Source organism: Acinetobacter sp. IK23 (assembly GCF_035615275.1).
GTDB classification, from domain to species: Bacteria; Pseudomonadota; Gammaproteobacteria; order Pseudomonadales; family Moraxellaceae; genus Acinetobacter; species Acinetobacter seifertii.
The window spans coordinates 23127-44274 of sequence record NZ_JANBNX010000028.1 but is presented as its reverse complement, the minus strand read 5'-3'; the positions used below and the strand labels follow the sequence as shown (position 1 = coordinate 44274).

The window sequence follows — 21148 nt, the reverse complement described above, 5'->3', positions numbered from 1 at the left end:
TTGCAGCAGCTTCTCTAGTAAATATTTCAATGCTAGGGCGTATTTAGGTTTATTTTTTCAATAACTATTTTATTTATTTCTTTGCTTTCACTTATTTTTTTATAAGTTTTATTAAATAAAGTTCAACTTGACTTGTGAATGGAGTTTCCCATACTGTGATGAATATATAAAGTATGCTGTATGATTTTGCATCAAGTAAAATAAACTCAAAATCATTTTGTGCTTTTATACAATTGTATAATAAACAATATGATAATTGAATTTAATAACAAGAAATTTAAACTATAAGGGATGATCAAAAATTGTTATATAAAATGCCAACACATCAGTATCGACAGTCAATACGCCCTTTTCTCTTTAAACCCAATTATCTTGCTTTGGTATTGGGAATATTTATTGCAACGCCTATTTATGCACAAAGCTTAAGTTATGCCGAAGCTGAACAACAAGCTTTAAAAAGCTCATATAGCACCCAAGCCAACCAAGCATTGCAACAAGCTTCTCAATTAGAAGCTGAAGCAGTCAAAGGCCTAGGGTTACCTAGAGTTGATTTAAACGTAAGAGCATACGCATTTCACAGTGAAACAGACGTACCACTTGGTAGTTTCAAACAAAAGCTTGAGAATGATTTAAGCCAAGGGCTAAATGACAAGTTGTCCCAGTGGAACAATGTCATTCCATCCGATGTTTTGGGACAAATTCAGGAAGGTTCAAACCAAATCATCCATGATGGCATAAATCGCTTTCCTAACTACGCTAATTTGACTTTAGAAGATCAGGTCGTACGCCCGTCTATTTCAGTTGTGATGCCACTTTATACAGGGGGCTTAACCAGCAGTGCAAAAAAGATAGCCAACATTCAGGCTCAGCGCTCAGAGCTTTCAAGCCAGCAACAACAAGATATCCAGCGGTTTGAAGTCGTACAAAGTTATTTCAATGTGCAATTACAACAGCAACTGGTCGCGAGTAGCTTATTTAACTTTAATGCAATGCAGAAACATTATAGCAATGCGTTAAAGCTCGAACAGCAAGGTTTTATTAGTAAAGGTCAACGCATGCAATTTGAAGTTGCTCGTAACAATGCAGAGCGAGCTTTACAAAACGCACAAGCAAACCTAAATGCCAGTCAATTCAGTTTAAACAATCTTCTTCATCAGCAAAGTAATGCTGATTTAAGTACTCCTCTTTTTGTAAATACAGTTAGTAGCCAATCTTTAGAAGCACTGCTAAGTAGTTACGCTCAAAAATCGAGTCTTGTGCAAAAAATGCAGTTAGATACTCAATTGGCTAATGCAAATATTCAAGCTCAACAAGCAGCAAAGAAACCAAGTCTATTTGCTTTTGGCGAATATGCACTAGATGAAAAGGAAAACTGGATTGTAGGTGTGATGGCAAAGTACAACTTGTTTTCAGGTGTAGATAAAAATAAGAATATTCATGCGGCCGAGTTAAAACGTTATGCCTCAGAACTATTAACTGAGCGAACTAAACAAGAAATTGAAGGATTGTTGAATAAATCATATAACGAGCTCAATTCAGCACAGCAAAGTCACACGTTATTGCAAAGAAATATTAGTGCAGCTCAAGAAAACTTACGTATTCAGGAGCTTTCTTTCCGTGAAGGTATGGGAACAGCCACACAAGTCATTGACGCGCAAAATGCGTTAAGTGCTTTAAAAACAGAAATGGCTTTAAATGCATATAAATATGTCATGTCACTTGCAACCTTATTGCAAAGCCATGGTTCTATGGACCAGTTTAAAGCTTATGTGACTCAACCACATACTGACTATATCCGCTAATAGGGGCATAACATGAATCAAGAATCATCTTCTTCTCAGCAAGATTCACCTGTTACGGATACAGAGCATACAGGTCAAGATCAACAAAATATTCAAACTGACAATACTCAAGAAGTAAAATCGAATAAAAGTAATCCTCAACCACCTAAAAATTCAAAAATTAAACTAATAATTGGTGTGGTCATTATTGCTTTGTTAGGTTTGATCATTTTCGGTTTGTGGAAAAGTTATCAACCAAAGCCTATTGAATTACAAGGCAGAGTTGAGGCTGAAACGATTCACGTGAGCACTAAAGTTCCAAGTCGTATTGAAGAAATTTATGTACAAGAAGGCCAAAAAGTTTCTAAAGGACAACCTCTAGTTCGTTTAGTGAGTCCAGAAATAGAAGCCAAAAAGCAACAAGCCCTAGCAACCTTACAATCAGCTTTAGCACTTCAGTCGACTGTGGATCGAGGTTCGCAACAAGAAAATATTGATACTCTGTATGCCAACTGGCAGAGTATGAAAGCTCAAGCAAATCTTGCAAAAACCACTTATCAGCGTGGAGAAAATTTATATAGACAAGGTGTCATTTCCCGTCAAAGACGAGATGAGATGTTTGCAGCCCAAACCTCTGCTCAAGAGTTAAGTGAGGCAGCTTATCAACAATATGCGCGAGCAAAGCGCGGAAGCACCAGTCAACAGAAATCTACAGCAGATGCTCAAGTGGATATTGCCAAAGCAGCTGTCAGTGAAGCCCAAGCACTTGAAGCAGAAACCCGCTTACTCGCTCCTATTTCAGGTACAGTTTCAAAAACTTATGGCAAACCTTCTGAACTGGTTGCAATAGGTGTACCGGTTGTCAGCATTTTAGAAGATGATGATTTGTGGGTGAGTTTAAATGTCGGTGAAAATCAGTACGCTTCTGTTTATAAAAACAAAACGCTAGAAGGATTCATTCCTGCGCTAAATCAAACCGTAATGTTTAAAGTAAAAAATATTGATGCTGAAGGTGAATTTGCCACGATTAAAACCACACGTCAGACTGGTGGTTATGATATTCGTAGCTTTAAATTGCATCTAGTGCCTGAGCGTCCTGTCAAAGACTTAAAGGTTGGCATGAGTGTTCTATTTAAAATTAAAGAAGAAAAATAAAACATGTTTGCCAGTATATTACGTGAACTAAAATATCTAAGAAGCAATAAATGGGATTTGTGTATGGTGACACTCATCCCTGCTTTTATCATTTTTCTGTTTAGCAGCATGTTTTATGCAGGTAAGGCTGAACATTTACCTATCGCAATTATTGATCAGGATCAAAGTGAGCTGAGTCGCAATATTGAAAAGTATCTTTCGTTAAACCATACGGTAGATGTTAAAACAATTATGGCAAGCTCGACCGAAGCTGAAAAACTACTCAATGAAACCAAAATTTGGGGCTATATTTTTATTCCTGACGGCGCTGAAAAACGTTTTGTAAAAGCTCAAGACGCTCAAATTAGCATTGCATTTAACCAATCTTTTTTTAGCGTAGGAAATACGATTTCCTCTGCCATGTTAGTCAGTACACTCAATGCTTTAGCAGACTACGCAGGCCAGAGTTATCTAGCAAATAATATCCCCTATTTAGATGTTCCTACAGCGCACGTCAAAATTTCAACACTCTATAACCCAAATATGAGCTATGAATTTTATTTAGAACCTTTCATGGTTCCTGCTGTTTTGCACCTATTACTCTGTTGTTGCGTGGCTTTTGCTATTGGACAAGAACTTAAACGCGGCACCTTAACCCAGTGGGTTAACCGTGAAAATTTTATCCGCGGCTTACTGGCTAAAAATTTACTTTATAGCTTTATTTTTTGTCTCTGGACTTGGTTATGGATGTTTTGGTTGGTTGAGATTCGCGGTTGGTTTGTCGCTGGCTCTCTCAGCTTTTTATTAGTTGCTCAGTTTTTGCTTTATTTTTCTTATGCACTCATTAGTAGTACTGTCATTCTTGCCACCAAAAATTTAAGTAAAACTTTTGGTTTTATTGCGGTATACGGTGGTTCTTCTTTAAGTTTTGCTGGTGTGACCCTGCCTTTAAATAATGCACCAATTTTCACTAAATTTTGGTCTTTAATTATTCCTTATACACCTTATGCAAAGCTCCAGACCGAACAGTGGGTCATTGGAAGTCCACTTTTTAATTCAATGACGTCCTTTTTAATACTGATTGGCTACTGTCTTATTTATTTCATTTTGAGTTCCTTGCTACTTAAAAAACTAGTTCGGGGAGCTGCGCAATGAAAGAATTCTTAAAAGCTTATGCCCAAACATTTAAAGATATTGTTAGTAACAGTTCGGTTTTCACGACACTGATTTTATCAGTCATTCTTTATAGCTTTTTTTATCCAACTGCCTATAAAGCTGAACGTGCTGAATCAATTCCAATCGTCATTGTTGACGAAGAACAAAGTCTTTTAAGCTCTCAAATTATTGGACAAACAAGCAATAGCCCGAACGTAAAAATTGTTGAAGTCACTGCTAATTTTCTCGAAGCCGAACAAATGGTACGTGAACAAAAAGCAGATGGTATTTTGCTTTTACCCAACAACTTAACACAGAGCCTACGCCGCGGAGAAACTGGTGGAATTGGCTTATACTTAAGTACAACCAACTTTTTAAAAACTAAAGAAATTGGGTTAGGTCTTGCTACTTCTATTGAGGCCACATTAAAAGAATATGTTGAAAAATTTGGAGAGCGTACTCATTTCCAACCAGCCCTTTCTATTCATCAGGTTCCTTTATTTAATCCCCTTTCAGGTTATGGAAGCTATATTTTTCCAGCAGTTGCCACACTCATTATTCATCAAACGATTGTATTAGGCTTAGCCATGCTGATTGCAAGCTACCGCGAACAGCATAAAAAAATTACAGCTATTCGGTTTGCTGGAATTTTTGCCAGCCTATTTACTATTGGTTGCTTAGGTAGTTTTTATCTTTTTGGTTTTACCTTGTGGTTCAACGACTATCCACACGGTGGAAATTTTATTGGTTTACTCGTCGCGGTTCCGATTTTTATTAGTTGTGTGATTGGATTAGGCATGTTGATTGGCTCACTTTTAGACATGCCTGAACGTGCTGGACATATTATTGTATTTAGTTCAGTTCCGCTTTTCTTATTAACTGGTACCGCATGGCCCCACCATGCCATGCCTGAATGGTTACAATGGTTTGCTTGGTGCTTACCTTCTACACACGGTGTACAAATGTTTGTACAGCTTAATCAAATGGGTGTTCCTTTAAATGTTGTGATACCTAAATTAATTTTTCTTGCAACAATTGGAATCATTTTTTTAATTATTGCCCATTCACGTTTAAAAAATTCTAAGTAAATTTAAAGGTTCATGAATGTATATAAATTATATTTTTATTTACTATAAAATCTTATAGTTAAATCTTATTTCTTAAATAATTGACCAAAAATTTATAAAAAAAATAAATAAATTCAAAGCATTAGTTTGTATCAATTGTCATAAAACCTTAAGAAAACTTTAAGTTGAAATTAAGGATATTTGTTCATAGTAAAGCTGTTTAGTTTTTCAGCAGCTTTTCAGGGTATCTCTGCTACTCTGACCCATTATGGAACTTGAATATGGCAAAGGTGTGTTATTGCGCAGATGACTTTGCAATGAATGCGGAAATATCTGACGCAATTATTCAATTAATTGAACAAGGTACACTTCAAGCAACCTCATGTATGACCCAATCTGAACTATGGGAAACTGCTGCTGCCAAATTAAAACCTTTTAGTGACCAAGTTGATATCGGTTTACATTTAAATCTTACCCATGCTTTCGCTTCAGGTAATACTGTTTTTTCCTTACCCATGCTTATTTTACGTGCATGGTCTTCAAGTCTGAATCGTGAATTAATTACCCAATGTATTGAAGAACAATGGGACTTATTTGTTTCAGCCATGGGAAAGCACCCAGATTTTATTGATGGACATCAGCATATTCATCAATTTCCATTCATACGCGATATTTTGCTGCAATTGTTAAAAGAGAAAAAATTTACGGGTTGGATTCGAAATTTACAGCACCCGATAGATTTACCTCACTATCGTTTTAAAACTCGCGTGCTCTCTGCACTCGGCTCTAATTCTTTAGCAAAAGCATGTCAAACATATCATTTTAATCAAAATGACCAATTTGCTGGCATCTATGATTTTAAGCAAACTGACTATGGCGAACTGAACCAGTATTGGCTTGCGCATGCAAAAGACCACTTACTGATTATGTGCCATCCAGCGCTTGCAGAATCAAATGATCAAGATCCGATTCAACATGCCCGAATACAAGAATATGAATATTTCAGTTCGGATCAATTTCAACTTGATTGTCAGCAATATGGTATCCAGCTCACTAGACTAGGGGCAATGCAATGAACACAAAACCATTTTTATCCTGCGTTGTTCCAGCCTATAACGAAGCAGAAAATTTAAAAACTTTTATTCCTGCTTTAGCAAATAGTCTAAAACAGCAAAATCTTAGCTTTGAAATTATTGTTGTAGATGATGGGAGTAAAGACGACACCATTCCTATTCTACAAACAATGATTGATGATTACCCATTGGTTGTGCTTGAACTTTCACGCAACTTTGGTAAAGAGGCAGCTTTAAGTGCTGGCTTAGATCACGTAACAGGTGAAGTGACGCTACTCATTGATGCTGATTTTCAACATCCATTTGAAGCAATTCCAACCATGATTAACCTTTGGAAAAATGGTTATGACATGGTATATGGCATTCGCAATCGTACTACTGAGTCTTCGCTCAAACGTGTTTTAACCCAAGGTTACTATCGTATATTAAACTTAAGCTCACCGATCGATATTCCAGAAAGTGCTGGCGACTTTCGTCTATTAGATGCAAAAGTTGTTGAAGCAATTAAACAATTGCCAGAAAAAAACCGCTATATGAAGGGTCTCTATGCTTGGGTTGGATTCAAAAGTATAGGCGTTAATTTTTCTGAGCAAGAACGTCAGCATGGTCGTTCCAGTTTTAATGTAAAAGCTCTCTTTAATTTAGCCATGTCAGGTCTAACTGGTTTTTCAGATTTACCTTTACGCATTTGTATTTATTTAGGTGCAATCTTAGCTTTAGGTGCTATGGGTTACGGAACATGGATTATCCTTAAAACCTTGATTGAGGGTGTTTCTGTTCCAGGTTGGGCAACACTTGTAGCAGGCATGACATTACTGGGTGGTATACAATTGCTATTCTTGGGCATTGTCGGTGAATATGTAGGTCGAATTTATGCGGAAGTAAAAAATAGACCAAAGTATATTGTTGCATCTGAACATTCTCATATTAAAAAAGAAAAATCCATCACAAAGCCTAAAAATACATTCTCAAGTTTCTAACATGTTTGCTCATATTTTTCAGCTCACGCGGTTTGCCACTACTGGTGCCGCAGCAGCGCTCACTCACTATAGTGTAGCCATGCTTCTGTTTAAGCAGCATGTCGAGCTGCAATATGCCAATTTACTTGCATTTTTAGTTGCCTATTGGGTGAGCTATTTCGGGCATCGCATTTTTACTTTTAAAGCACAGCATCTTGCTCATCGTCAGACTTTACCAAAATTCACATTAGTTGCAGGCTTAGGTTTTTTATTTAATGAAAGTTTTCTTTTAATTTCAAATCTTTATTTTGACATTCCTGTTTCAACCTTAGTGTGTATTGCAATTGTTCTGACTTCTGTCGTGACTTTTTTGCTTAACCGTTTTTTTGCATTTCAACATTAAGGATTGTGTATGCAGCAATGGCTTCGTAATTCGAAATTTTTATTATTTTTTTTACCATGCTGGTTACTTGTTCTTTCTTGGATAAGACCTTTGTCAGTACCCGATGAAGGCCGCTACGGAGATATTAGCCGAGCAATGGTCGAAACTGGAGATTGGTTAACTCCAAGAATCGATAGTTTACCATTTATGCATAAACCTCCATTGCTCCATTGGTTAAGTTCTATTTTTATGGAAATTTTTGGGGTGCATGTATGGGTATTACGCTTAGTACCTGTTTTGGCCGCTACACTCACCTTAGTTGGTCTATTCTGGTTTGTAAAAAAACATATTTCAGAGCGTGTAGCGCAACTCACGGTTATTATTTTAGCGACTAACCTACTTTTTTTTGGTAGTAGTCAATACATTAACCATGACTTATTAGTAGCATCTGGGATTACATTAAGCGTTTTATGCTTTGCTGATTTCACTATTTCTGCACGTAAATCTATCTTATTTTTAGGTTATGTTGCAGGCGCAGCAGCCTTTCTCAGTAAAGGACTTATTGGTGTTCTCATTCCAGGCATGATTTTATTACCTTGGTTACTCTACACCAAACAGTGGAAGAAAATACCTTCGCTTCTTAATCCATTAGGGATATTGCTATTCTTACTTATCGTTAGTCCATGGTTATACGCGGTACAAAGTAAATATCCTCATTTTTTACATTATTTCTTTATTGATCAACAATTTAGTCGATTTAGTTCAAAAGAATTTAATAATAAGCAACCATGGTGTTTCTATCTGCTTATTTTATTTGTTGGTTCTTTACCTTGGTTTTTTGCGAGTAGATTTGACTCTATTAAGACCGTCTTTAAAGATCATAAGCAATCTGGTGTATTTGCTTTGCTTGTATGGTGGTTTATTTCTGTCACGGTTTTCTTCTCCATTCCACCTTCTAAACTAGCGGGCTATATTTTACCTGCTGTCCCGCCCCTTACTATTTTCTTGGCACTTGTGATGAATAAGGTTCTTGAAAGCAGTTATAAAACCAAATTACAGGTATGGGGTACTCCTGTATTTATTATGATTCTTGGAATAGGCATTGTGGCTACCCCACATTTTCTGCGTGCGAATCAGCCTTTTTTCCAACATGAAGCGGTATTCATTTACACGATTGGCACACTGTTAATTGTGCTTCCATTAGTTTTAGTATGGTTATATAAAAAGCAAAAAGTGAGCTATTTAAACTATATTTTTATAAGTTTAATTGTTCTATGTAGTGCGGTTCCTTTTGCTGTTCGTATTTTAGATACTAAAAATAATGTGGGCCAAACAGATTTTGCTGAGTACATCACCCCATCTACAAAAATAGTTTTCTATAATTACTATTTCTATGATGTGCCTTTCCTTTTACAGCTTAAACAGCCTGTCTACATTGTAAATGAATGGGATAGTGTTCATTCTGATAGCGCCTCTTTAGAAATTAAGGATGGTTTGTTATTTGAGCCTGAACGTAAGAAGTATTTATGGAGCGAGCAGCAACTTAAAGATGCCTTAGCCCAAAAGCAAGATTTGATTGTGGTCAGTCAGCCAAATAATTTTGCAACTAAAGATCCTTCTGTGAAAACTCTACACTACCGAAACTATGATGTATTTATTTTCCATCCAACAAAATAAATAGATTACACATAAAAAAGGAAGCCTCAGCTTCCTTTTTTATTTTAAAACTTTTTACTCTTCAGAAGTATCTTCATTATTAGATACTACTTCTTCACTATCGGTTTCAGTCGTATCTACTTCGCCTTCAAGAAGTTCTTCTTCGTCTTCTACAGCTTCAATTGAAACCACACCAACCAAAGTTTCTTCTTCGCTTAAACGAATGAGACGAACACCTTGAGCATTACGGCCTGTCATTGCAACCTCTGCGGCACGTGTACGAACAAGCGTACCACCATCAGAAATCAACAATAACTCTTTAGTTTCATCAATAGAAACTGCACCAACTAGCTCACCGTTACGTTCAGTTGTTTTAATTGCAATAACACCCTTACCACCACGTTTCTTGGTTGGGAAGTCATTTACAGGGGTACGTTTACCATAACCGTTGGCACTCGCACATAGTACTTCACCAGTCTCTGGCACAACTACAAGCGATACAATACGACTTACTAGATTTGAATCTGCTGAATCATCGTTATCATCTGATTCATCGTTTTCAACGTCTGCATCTTCTTCACTTAAGGTACTGCTTGCGAAGCTCACGCGCATACCACGTACACCTTTCGCTGTACGACCCATTGCACGTACGTCAGTTTCAGCAAAACGAATTGCTTTACCTTCGTTAGAGAACAACATGATTTGCTGATTACCATCAGTAATCGCAACACCAATTAAGGTATCTTCTTCATTCAGTTCAATAGCACGTAAACCATTTGAACGAATGTTTGCAAACTGTTCTAACTCAACACGCTTAACCGTACCAGAAGCAGTCGCCATAAACACATAGTGGTTTTCTGGGAACTCTGTTAACGGCAAAATAGCAGTAACTGTTTCTGTTGCATCTAAAGGTAACAAGTTCACGATTGGACGGCCTTTTGCCCCACGTGATGCTTGAGGAACTTCAAATACTTTCAGGCGATACACTTTACCTACGTTGGTAAAGCAAAGTACCGTCGCATGGTTCGATGCCACAATCAGATGTTGAATAAAGTCATCATCTTTCATAGAGGTTGCAGACTTACCACGTCCACCGCGGCGCTGTGCCTGATAGTCTGAAAGTGGTTGAGTTTTTGCATAGCCCGTTTGAGAAACAGTTAATACCACTTGTTCTTCTGGAATTAAATCTTCACGACAGAAATCAACACGAGATTCAACAATTTCGGTACGACGTGCATCACCATATTGTTGTAATACTTGAGCTAGCTCTTCACGAATAACAGCCATCAACAAGTTGAAGTCGTTTAGAATTGCCGTCAGTTCAGCAATTTGACCTAAAATCTCGGTATATTCAGCGTGTAACTTGTCTTGTTCTAGACCTGTTAAACGGTGTAAACGTAATTCTAAAATTGCGCCTACTTGCGTCGGAGATAAACGGTAAATTGAATCGCTTAAACCAAATGGACGATTTGGATCTTCACCTTCAATTTCATCTGGACGAACCGAAATAGCCCCTGCTTTTTCAAGTAATGAAATAACACCACCACCTGCCCACTCACCAGCAAGTAAACGCTCACGCGCTTCAGCAGGGTTAGCAGAAGTTTTGATGGTTTCAATAATTTCATCAATATTTGCTAAAGCAACTGTCAAACCTTCCAAGATATGACCACGTTCACGTGCTTTACGTAATTCGAACATGGTACGGCGTGTCACAACTTCTTGGCGGTGACGAATAAATGCCGCAATAATATCTTTCAGATTCATCAATTTTGGCTGTCCATTGTCTAGACAAACCATGTTGATGCTGAATGAGTTTTCAAGCTGGGTATTTAAGAATAAGTTATTTACAACGACTTCTGCGTTTTCACCGCGTTTTAAGTCAATTGCAATACGCATACCGTCTTTGTCAGACTCATCACGAAGCTCTGAAATACCTTCAAGTTTTTTCTCTTTTACCAACTCAGCAATACGTTCAATTACTCTTGCTTTGTTGACTTGATATGGAATTTCAGTAAAGACGATGGTTGTACGACCTGTCTTTTCATCTTCTTCGAAATGGTATTTACCACGAATGTGTAAACGACCTTTACCGGTACGGTAGGCATCAACAATACCTGATTTACCGTAAATAATACCGCCTGTAGGGAAGTCAGGACCAGTAATGTATTCCATCAATCCTTCAATCGAGATATTCGGATTATCGGCATAAGCCAAACATGCATTCACAACTTCTGTCATGTTGTGTGGTGCCATGTTGGTTGCCATACCTACAGCAATACCAGCAGCACCGTTAATTAACAAGTTTGGAACGCGTGTCGGAAGTACCTGAGGAATACGTTCTGAACCGTCGTAGTTATCTTCCCAGTCAACTGTGTCTTTTTCTAAATCTGCAAGAAGCTCATGTGCCAGCTTAGTCATACGGACTTCGGTATAACGCATTGCCGCGGCACTATCACCATCGATCGAACCGAAGTTACCCTGACCATCAACCAATAAATAACGTAAGCTAAAGTCTTGAGCCATACGAACAATGGTTTCATAAACAGCTGAGTCACCATGCGGGTGATATTTACCGATTACGTCCCCAACGACACGAGCAGATTTCTTGTAGGCTTTGTTATAGTCATTGCCCAATTCGTGCATGGCATAAAGCACACGACGGTGAACAGGTTTAAGACCGTCTCTCACATCCGGCAATGCACGAGATACGATTACACTCATTGCGTAATCTAAATATGAATGCTTGAGTTCGTCCTCAATGGCAATCGGTCGGATTTCCGATACGCTCATGCATACTCCTTCTTACAGATAGATATTTCTATCCGTTTATATGTCTTGATCTTGCAAAAAATTTAGTTCCGGAAAGTGAACTAAAATCGAAAAAAATATAGCTGTATACTATAGCATAAAAGCACTTTGTAATGTGCGGAATCTACACTGCCAATCTAGTGATATTTGTATAATTTAATTGCATATTATTCTTATCATATCGCCATAACCTACATCGTCTTACCTTCATAAAACTATGTGATTTTTATTCTATAAAAATCAAACCTCAAATGAGATACAAGTCTCAATTATGCATTTCATATTACTATTTCCAATAAAAAAACCCTTAGTAAAACTAAGGGTTTTTAACTTTAATCAATATAGATTAAAGCTTAGATACCAATTCAGGTACTACAGCGTTCAAATCACCAACTAACCAGTAGTCAGCAACGCTGTTGATTGGTGCTTCTTCGTCTTTGTTGATTGCAACAATAACTTTAGAATCTTTCATACCAGCCAAATGCTGGATCGCACCAGAAATACCTACAGCAATGTAAAGCTCAGGTGCAACGATTTTACCAGTTTGACCAACTTGAAAATCGTTAGGTACGAAGCCTGCATCAACTGCTGCGCGTGAAGCACCTTGTGCTGCACCAAGCTTGTCAGCTAATGGATCAAGTACTTTGTGGTAGTTCTCACCAGAACCCACACCACGACCACCAGATACAACAATACGAGCAGCTGTTAATTCTGGACGATCAAGTTTAACGATTTCTTCAGATACAAACTTAGAAATGCCTGCATCTTTTACTTCGCCAACTGTTTCAATCGCAGCAGAACCACCTTCCGCAGCAACTGGATCAAATGCTGTACCACGAACAGTACCAACAATGATTGCTTCGTCAGATTGAACAGTTGCAATTGCGTTACCAGCATAGATTGGACGCTTGAATGTGTTAGCAGATTCAACAGAAATAATGTCTGTGATCATACTTACATCAAGAAGTGCAGCAACACGTGGAAGAATGTTCTTACCAGTAGTGGTAGAAGCAGCTAAAACGTATTTGTAACCTTTAGCTAAATCAGCAACTAAGCCAGCTACGTTTTCAGCTAATTGATTTGCATAAGCCGCGTTGTCAGCAAGCAATACTTTGCTTACGCCAGCAACTTTAGCAGCAGCGTCAGCAACTGCTTGAGCGCCTGAACCAGCAACTAATACAGTAATATCACCACCGATTTTTTGTGCTGCAGCAACAACGTTTAAAGTAGCACCGTTAAGTGTTTGGTTGTTGTGATCAGCGATAACTAAAATACTCATGATTTTATCCTTCCGTATTAGATCACTTTCGCTTCATTTTTCAATTTTTCTACAAGCTCATCTACAGATTTCACTTGTACGCCAGCTTTACGTTCTGCTGGAGCTTCAACTTTAACAGTTTTAAGCTTAGTACCAGCTGTAACACCGTAATCAGCAGGAGATTTAGTATCAAGCGGTTTTTTACGAGCTTTCATAATGTTAGGCAATGCTGCATAACGTGGCTCGTTTAAACGCAAGTCAGTTGTAATGATTGCAGGAAGTGCAAGCTCAACAGTTTGTAAACCACCGTCGATTTCACGAGTCACTTGTACTTTACCGCCATCTACTTTCACTTCAGAAGCGAACGTACCTTGACCAGCACCTAATAATGCGCCAAGCATTTGACCTACTTGGTTAGAGTCATCATCAATTGCTTGTTTACCAAGAAGGATAAGTTCTGGTTTTTCAGCATCAACAACACCTTTTAAGATTTTAGCAACTTCTAAAGCGCCAATTTCGTCAGTGGTTTCAACTAAAATACCGCGGTCTGCACCCAAAGCCATTGCAGAACGGATTTGTTCTTGAGCTTCTTTAGGGCCAACAGAAACAACAACGATTTCTGATACTGTTCCTTTTTCTTTTAAGCGAACCGCTTCTTCCACTGCGATTTCACAAAATGGGTTGATTGACATTTTAACGTTGGTAAGGTCAACCCCACTATTGTCCGGCTTAACACGAACTTTAACGTTGGCATCAACCACGCGTTTTACAGCAACAAGAGCCTTCATGTAATCCTCGGCTGTTCTAGCAAAAGTAAATGTTGAGAAAAGTATATTAACTCTTCGATTAAAATTTTTTAGGTACCCTATCTTGCAATGTGTTTGGCATTTCGGTCAAGTCACAATTTTCTGGAACAGTACAAAAAAAATGAAATCATCAGTTCATAAAAAAAATTTTATACATGATTACCCTCTATTTTATTCTTTTTAAAGTCTATTTTATACATTGATTTTTATTATCTTTTTATTTTATTTACCTTATTAGTAAGAAGCATAAGCACGGTGTAAAAGACTCAAAATTTGTCGTTTTCAGGCTATATATGCTGACAAATTGTGCAAAGATCAAAATGGTCAATTGGGTAATTTCACCCTTTTTCTTTATACAAATTTGTAAATAAATACAAATGATCTCTACATTCACCTTATTTAGTGCAATCAAAGTCGCGTATTGATAAATAATTTAACTTAAATGACTTAATGCTTGGTCGCTCGCGGATGAGCTTGATCATACACTTGAGCCAAATGATCAAAATCGATATGCGTATAAATTTGCGTAGTCGATAAGTTGCTATGGCCTAACATTTCTTGGACTGAACGCAAATCACCGCTACTCGATAACATATGGCTAGCGAAACAATGTCGAAGTAAATGCGGATGTAAATCGACATTTACACCGGCTCTTTGCGCCTGAAGTTTTACACGTTTCTCGATTTGCCGTGGAGTGAGTACACCACCACGCTGTGAAATAAATACAAAAGCATTTTGATCAAAATGCCCTTTCCAGATTTTATAAATTTTGAGCCAGTTCAATAGACTTTCTTTTGCCTTTTTCCCAAACGGGACAATACGGGTTTTATTTCCTTTACCCGTAATACGAACAAGATGACGATTAAAATCGATATCTTTAATGGTTAGGCCCTGTAGTTCAGCGAGTCGTAAACCACTTGAGTACAGTAGTTCCAACATGGCTTTGTCTCTTAACCAAAGCTGCTGATCAATTGGTTTTTCCGGCATGGGTTGATCTAAAATTTGATTAACCGTTTCTATGTCGATCATGCCCGGCAAGAGTCTAGGCTGGCGTTTTAACTTAAAATCGTCAGTGGGATTAATTTCTAGATATTTGCCCTGTTCAGCCCATTTCATAAACTGACGAATAGAAGTAAGATGACGCTGCATACTACTTGCGCTTAACTGGTCTTGCTCAACACGTTGAGCTAGATATTCACGTAAATCTGAAGCTTCAACATTTTTTAAATCAATTTTTTTTGAGTCACAGAACTCAAGAAAGCTTTTCACATCTCGCTCATAAGCCGTGATTGTATGCTCAGACTGATTTTGAATTTTTCTTTCTTTTAACCACATCGAGAGCAGTTGTAATGCAAAATCCAAATTGCTCTCCATTTATTTACCCATTTTTTTGAGTGTACCAAAAACTAATTGATCATGAAAATTTCATATCGCACAGCATAATGAATCTAACTTATATATTACACTTCACTTTAAGTATTCGTCGGAACCTTGCTGTCATGACTACCATACTCATTCCCTACTTAATTGCCATTACTTTACTTACGCTTACTCCTGGCTTAGATACGACTTTAATTATTCGTACCGCTACACTTGAAGGTAAATCAAAAGCATTTCAAGCAGCTGTAGGCATTTGTCTTGGTTGTATTGCTTGGGGAATTGTAGTTGCTTGTGGTCTGGGTGCTTTACTCATGGCTTCTGATTTAGCTTTTAATATTCTGAAATGGATGGGAGCCACTTATTTAGCGTGGTTGGGTTTAAATATGATCTTAAAACCACGTAGCCAACTCACAGATATGCAAGAAAGCAACTCAAATGCCTCTTCTTCACAGAATTGGTTTGTTAAAGGTTTTTTGGGTAACTTACTTAATCCAAAAGTCGGAATTTTTTATATTTCATTTCTTCCACAGTTTATTCCACCACAAGCATCAGCTTTCATTTGGGTAATGGGGCTGGTGATGATTCATGTCATCATTGGAATGTTATGGTTAACTTTATTAATTCTAGCCATGCAATCACTTTCACGTTATTTAAAGCAACCTAAGTTTGTGAAATATATGGACCGAATTACAGGCAGTATTTTTGTGTTGTTCGCATTGAAATTAGCTTTGAGTAAGAGATAAATTTTAAAAAGCGTGCTAAGGCATAGCACGCTAAATAAGAGTTAAAAAATTACATTAGGCCTTTTAAGTAGTTTTCTATTTGGACTGCAACTTCATCGGCTTTTTTTTCTGCTAATTGATGGTCCCCACCTTTCACAACATATAACGTCGACTTTTCAAACTTTTGATTTAAATATTGACCTACCTGAACTGGGCTCACTGGATTGTTATCGCCCCAGATTAATAAAGTTTCAACATTTATATCTGGCAAAAACTCTTCATAGTTAGCATGAGTGGTAACAAACCAATCTGGATATTTTAAAAATGTTTGGCGATATGCTTCACGCCAGTCTTGAACATTAAATCTTTTAAGGTTGATTCCACCAGAAGTAGCAATTAAGACCAGCCCTTTCACCAAATGAGGTTTTTGTAGCGCTGCGGCAACGGCAAAAATCCCACCCATAGATTGGGCAACAATGATAGATTCTTCATTAATTTGATCGACCACATAATTTGTTAGGTCTTCAAAACTCTTCACTTCAAGGGATTCTGGTGTATCTCCAAAACCAGGGTAACCAATAATTTTTGTACGGTATTGCTGAGGTAATTTTTCAATTAAAGGATGCCAAAATGCAGTACTGCCTGACGCACCGGGTAAGAAAATTAAATTATTCATATTTTTTATAAAGTAATGAAATTAAAAAATTATTGTACATATAAAAAAAGCCTCTTTTATCACTTTAACTGATGAAAAGAGGCTTCTATTTAGGCTAAGCGATTAACCTTGGAAATAACGTAAATCCAAACGCCCATCATATACATGGGTTGTTGGACCAGTCATCCAAACAACATCACCTTCTTGCCATTCAATTTGTAGCTTACCGCCGGCAAGTTCAACTTCAACTGAGTTAGCAAGCAAACCACGGCGCATGCCACTGACCGCAGCAGCACATGCTCCTGTACCACAAGCGAGTGTTTCACCTACACCACGTTCAAATACACGTAAACGCACATGCTTTTCATCAATTACTTGCATAAAACCAGCATTCACACGTTCAGGGAATCGTTGATGTGATTCAACTTGTGGGCCAATACCTGCTACATCAGCAGTGAGTACGTCTGGAACAATAGTGACCGCGTGTGGGTTACCCATGTTGACCACATCAATACTAATGTTTTGGTCATTTGCTAACTCAAGTGTATATAAAGCTTCTGGTTGCTCAGCAATAAATGGAATTTCATTTGGTAGAAACTTTGGGTAGCCCATATTTACGCGCACCCAACCATTTTGCCCAAGCTCTGGCTTTACAATACCTGCTTTGGTTTGTACGGTGATGTTGGTTTTATTGGTTAAATGACGTTCATGTACAAAACGAGCGAAACAACGTACGCCATTACCACACTGTTCAACCTCAGAACCATCTGCATTGAAAATGCGATATTTAAAGTCAGCTTCTGGTAAATCTGGTGGCTCAACAATTAAAAGCTGGTCAAAGCCAACACCAAAGTGTCGATCTGCCAAACGTTGAATGGTTGCCGTATCTAAGTAAGCTCTTTGGCTAATCAGGTCAACCACCATAAAGTCATTGCCTAGGCCATGCATTTTGGTAAATTCTAATAACATCTCATTTACTCCTCAGGCAATAAACGTTCTTTTTCCCAAAGCGACTCAACCGTTTCACGTTCACGAATTAAATAGCTCTTTTCACCTGATACCATGACTTCTGCAGCACGGCCACGCGTGTTGTAATTTGAACTCATGACAAAGCCATAAGCCCCTGCACCGAGTACAGCCAACAAGTCATTTTCTTGTAATGCGAGTGAGCGGTCTTTACCAATAAAGTCACCTGTCTCACAAATCGCACCAACGAGATCCCATACTTTTTCTTCAGTATCGGTACGTGGTACAACAGGCTGAATATCCATCCAAGCTTCATATAAAGCAGGACGAATCAAATCATTCATTGCTGCATCAATAATGGCAAAGTTGCGATGTGTAGTTGGTTTAAGCAAATCAACTTTAGTTAAAAGTACACCCGCATTTGCACTAATGCTACGGCCCGGCTCCATATAAACCTTAAGACCTAACTTTTCTAAAGCTGGTTTCATAGAGTTTGCATATTCTTCAACACTTGGCGGTGTTTCATCTTTATAACAAACCCCTAAACCACCACCGATATCGATATGTTTAAGATTGATACCAAGTTTTTTCAACTCATCAATCATTAGCATGACACGGTCTAAAGCATCAACAAACGGTTTAGTTTCAGTGAGCTGTGAACCAATGTGACAATCAATACCTACAATTTCAAGATTAGGTAAAGAAGCTGCATATTGATAAGTTTCATAAACGGTATCACTTGGAATACCAAATTTATTTTCTTTTAAACCAGTTGAAATATAAGGATGCGTTTTTGCATCAACGTCTGGATTTACACGTAAAGAAATCGGCGCTTTCTTGCCTAAACGAGCTGCCACTTTTTGAAGGCGGTCTAATTCGGCATAAGACTCTACGTTAAAGCAAGCAATACCTACATTGAGTGATGTTTCAATATCTGCTTCGGTTTTACCTAAACCTGAAAAAACAACTTTAGATGCATCCCCACCCGCTTTTAAAACGCGTGCCAGCTCACCACCAGATACAATATCAAAACCCGCACCAAGTTTTGCCAAGACACTAAGAACCGCTAAATTTGAGTTAGATTTCACCGCGAAACAGATTTGATGATCAATAAAGTCAAAAGCACGGTCCATATCCAAGTAATGTTTTTCAAAAGCCGCTTTTGAATAAACATACAAAGGGGTGCCAAATTGCTGCGCAAGCTGCTCCATAGAACATTGCTCTGCATGCAATACTCCATTAATGCGAGTGAAACTCATGAATGTGTCCTTATTTCAAAGCTTAAGGTGATGTAGTTTGGTTTTGGGCTGATGATGACTCGACTGGCTGTTCAGACTTTTCATCCTTTTGCACAGCTGGTTTTGATTCTTTATTACGATAAAGCAAGTATTTTGCACGGTTGTCATAATTTGGATCAGAAGGTAGCTGCAATGCTCCTGACTGACCGCAAGCTGTAAGCAAAATACTGCTGCTCAATAAACTGATGAGGCAAATGACACGAAGCATCTGAGCACCTGATTTAAACAATTCGATGCAGTATACCGTGATCATGCAAGCGGCTAAAGAGTAAACTTAAAGAGAAAAACAATATGCATAAAAAACGCCAGCTTTTCAGCCAGCGTTTAGTCATAAGCAAATCAATTTCATTACTTTTTATGACGTGGTTTATAAAAGAAGAAATAACCAATGATCAAGATAACAAACCAAATTGGGCTGACTTTAAGCGCTTTAAACGTGTCTGGCTCTAAAGACAACACGTAAATCATGCCCACAAAGAAAATAATCGTGATCCAACAGGTAAATAAACCACCCGGCAATTTAAATGTTGATTTGGCATGCAGTTCAGGACGCGTCGTGTAGTAACGGATATAACTCCAGATAATAAGTAACCACACGCAAATGAACAGAATGGTTGAAAGCGTCGTTGCTAGCGTAAATGCTTCTACTGTATTAGGTACAAAATACTGTAATGCTGCACCTAACAATAAACACGCAGCAGAGAAATACAATGCATTTGCAGGTACTGCACGTTTGTTAAGTTTACCAAAAGCTTTTGGTCCCTGATCTTCACGCGATAGACCAAATAACATACGACTTGTTGAAAACACGCCACTGTTCATTGATGACATCACTGATGACAGTACCACCAAGTTCATCAAGATTGCTGCTGCTGCAACACCTGCTTGGCTAAACAAGTTTACAAACGGGCTAATCGCTGGATCAATTCTATTCCACGGCGTTACAGACATCACAATAAGCAATGCCAACACATAGAAAATAATGATACGAATTGGAATGGAGTTAATTGCTTTTGGCAAGTTACGTGCTGGATCTTTTGTTTCCGCAGCCGTTGTTCCCACAAGTTCGACACCAACGAAAGCAAAGATTGCAATCTGGAAACCAGCCAAGAAGCCATGTACACCTGTTGGGAAGAAACCACCATTCGCCCACAAATGAGTAAATGAAGCAACCTCACCCGTACTAGACGTAAAGCCAGTAAAGATCATCCATAGACCTACAGCAATTAAAATGATAATTGCTAAAATCTTAATGAGTGCAAACCAGAACTCTAACTCACCAAATAAACGTACTGTCAGTAGGTTTAAACCCATAATAAATACAATAGCGGCAACACTAATCATTGCCCCTTCGACAGGCGAGAAAGGTAGACCATTATTGAAGAATTGTAAGTAGTAGATAATTGCAGAAAGGTCAGCGATACCAATCGTGATCCAACATAACCAGTATGTCCATCCCACAAAGTAACCCGCCCATGGACCGATTAAATCAGTGGTGAAGTCAATAAATGATTTATAGGCAAGATTTGAAAGAAGTAATTCACCAAGCGCGCGCATGACAAAAAACACCATCACGCCAATAATCAAATAAATGAATAAGATCGATGGACCAGCAAGACTAATTGTTTTGCCTGATCCCATAAATAATCCAGTACCAATTGCACCGCCAATCGCGATCAGCTGTAAATGCCGATTAGAGAGGCTTCGATGGAGTTCACCTTGTTCATGAGGCTCACTCAGATTTTGATTCGACATTTTATGAATACACTCCAGTAATTTTTTTAGTCCGTTAGCTAAATCCAAATCAAAAAGACGATATCGCACCATTTGCAGGTATCTTTTAAATGTATATTTTTTGACAACTTTTCAGCTAACCAATTTTGTCTGTATGGCTGATAATTTAAAGATACATACCATTAAATCTGATAATACGCACAAGAATCAAGCAATACAACGCACATCTTTGGAACATGCAGTTTCTCATTTAATGATCAATCTCATATAAAAAAAGGTGGTCAATATGACCACCTTTTGTGAGTTATGTTATC

18 protein-coding genes are annotated in these 21148 nt (G+C 38.0%); 9 read left to right on the top strand and 9 right to left on the bottom strand.

Annotated features, from left to right (window positions below; all coding sequences use genetic code 11):
• The first annotated feature begins 314 nt into the window (after positions 1-314).
• From MSG95_RS15770 to MSG95_RS15735, 8 genes are all read left to right on the top strand, one after another.
• Positions 315-1802 (top strand): TolC family protein, encoded by a 1488-nt coding sequence (locus MSG95_RS15770; protein WP_004699836.1) that lies wholly within the window; start codon positions 315-317, stop codon positions 1800-1802.
• 12 nt (positions 1803-1814) lie between these two features.
• Positions 1815-2936, top strand: a complete 1122-nt coding sequence (locus tag MSG95_RS15765) for an HlyD family secretion protein (RefSeq protein ID WP_004699833.1) — start codon at positions 1815-1817, stop codon at positions 2934-2936.
• A gap of 3 nt (positions 2937-2939) precedes the next feature.
• Positions 2940-4070, top strand: coding sequence for an ABC transporter permease (locus MSG95_RS15760; RefSeq protein ID WP_139344791.1), 1131 nt, complete (start codon positions 2940-2942; stop codon positions 4068-4070).
• Positions 4067-5158 (top strand): A1S_2622 family ABC transporter permease subunit, encoded by a 1092-nt coding sequence (locus MSG95_RS15755; protein ID WP_004699829.1) that lies wholly within the window; start codon positions 4067-4069, stop codon positions 5156-5158. Before MSG95_RS15760 ends, MSG95_RS15755 begins: the two co-directional genes overlap by 4 nt.
• Before the next feature lie 260 nt (positions 5159-5418).
• Positions 5419-6213, top strand: a complete 795-nt coding sequence (locus MSG95_RS15750; RefSeq protein ID WP_077163174.1) for a ChbG/HpnK family deacetylase — start codon at positions 5419-5421, stop codon at positions 6211-6213.
• Positions 6210-7190, top strand: a complete 981-nt coding sequence (locus MSG95_RS15745; protein ID WP_004699825.1) for a glycosyltransferase family 2 protein — start codon at positions 6210-6212, stop codon at positions 7188-7190. The genes MSG95_RS15750 and MSG95_RS15745 overlap by 4 nt, the downstream gene beginning before the upstream one ends.
• Before the next feature lies 1 nt (position 7191).
• Positions 7192-7572 (top strand): GtrA family protein, encoded by a 381-nt coding sequence (locus MSG95_RS15740; RefSeq protein ID WP_004699823.1) that lies wholly within the window; start codon positions 7192-7194, stop codon positions 7570-7572.
• A gap of 9 nt (positions 7573-7581) precedes the next feature.
• Entirely contained in the window at positions 7582-9228 is a 1647-nt protein-coding gene (locus MSG95_RS15735; protein WP_077165742.1) for an ArnT family glycosyltransferase, read from the top strand.
• 54 nt (positions 9229-9282) lie between these two features.
• On the opposite strand, the gene gyrA is transcribed toward MSG95_RS15735, so the two are convergent.
• The 4 genes from gyrA to xerA form a co-directional block, all read right to left on the bottom strand.
• Complete coding sequence (gene gyrA / locus MSG95_RS15730) at positions 9283-11997, bottom strand: DNA gyrase subunit A (RefSeq protein ID WP_077165741.1); 2715 nt, start codon at positions 11995-11997, stop codon at positions 9283-9285.
• 364 nt (positions 11998-12361) lie between these two features.
• On the bottom strand, positions 12362-13294 hold the full coding sequence (locus tag MSG95_RS15725; RefSeq protein WP_004699815.1) for an electron transfer flavoprotein subunit alpha/FixB family protein: 933 nt from the start codon (positions 13292-13294) through the stop codon (positions 12362-12364).
• A gap of 17 nt (positions 13295-13311) precedes the next feature.
• Positions 13312-14061: an electron transfer flavoprotein subunit beta/FixA family protein gene (locus MSG95_RS15720; protein ID WP_004699812.1), complete on the bottom strand. Its 750-nt coding sequence runs from the start codon at positions 14059-14061 to the stop codon at positions 13312-13314.
• A gap of 465 nt (positions 14062-14526) precedes the next feature.
• Positions 14527-15414, bottom strand: a complete 888-nt coding sequence (gene xerA / locus MSG95_RS15715) for a site-specific tyrosine recombinase/integron integrase (RefSeq protein WP_077165743.1) — start codon at positions 15412-15414, stop codon at positions 14527-14529.
• Between the two features lie 164 nt (positions 15415-15578).
• Here xerA and MSG95_RS15710 point away from each other — a divergent pair, with 164 nt between their 5' ends.
• Positions 15579-16202 (top strand): LysE family translocator, encoded by a 624-nt coding sequence (locus MSG95_RS15710; RefSeq protein WP_025469078.1) that lies wholly within the window; start codon positions 15579-15581, stop codon positions 16200-16202.
• 49 nt (positions 16203-16251) lie between these two features.
• On the opposite strand, the gene MSG95_RS15705 is transcribed toward MSG95_RS15710, so the two are convergent.
• The 5 genes from MSG95_RS15705 to MSG95_RS15685 form a co-directional block, all read right to left on the bottom strand.
• Positions 16252-16857, bottom strand: a complete 606-nt coding sequence (locus MSG95_RS15705; RefSeq protein WP_004699806.1) for an alpha/beta fold hydrolase — start codon at positions 16855-16857, stop codon at positions 16252-16254.
• A gap of 102 nt (positions 16858-16959) precedes the next feature.
• Positions 16960-17805, bottom strand: coding sequence for a diaminopimelate epimerase (gene dapF, locus MSG95_RS15700; protein WP_019457312.1), 846 nt, complete (start codon positions 17803-17805; stop codon positions 16960-16962).
• Positions 17806-17810: 5 nt separating this feature from the next.
• Entirely contained in the window at positions 17811-19061 is a 1251-nt protein-coding gene (gene lysA / locus MSG95_RS15695; protein WP_004699801.1) for a diaminopimelate decarboxylase, read from the bottom strand.
• A 22-nt stretch (positions 19062-19083) separates the two neighbouring features.
• On the bottom strand, positions 19084-19308 hold the full coding sequence (lptM, locus tag MSG95_RS15690) for an LPS translocon maturation chaperone LptM (RefSeq protein WP_004699798.1): 225 nt from the start codon (positions 19306-19308) through the stop codon (positions 19084-19086).
• 140 nt (positions 19309-19448) lie between these two features.
• Positions 19449-20855, bottom strand: a complete 1407-nt coding sequence (locus MSG95_RS15685) for an amino acid permease (RefSeq protein ID WP_031944427.1) — start codon at positions 20853-20855, stop codon at positions 19449-19451.
• Between the last annotated feature and the right edge of the window lie 293 nt (positions 20856-21148).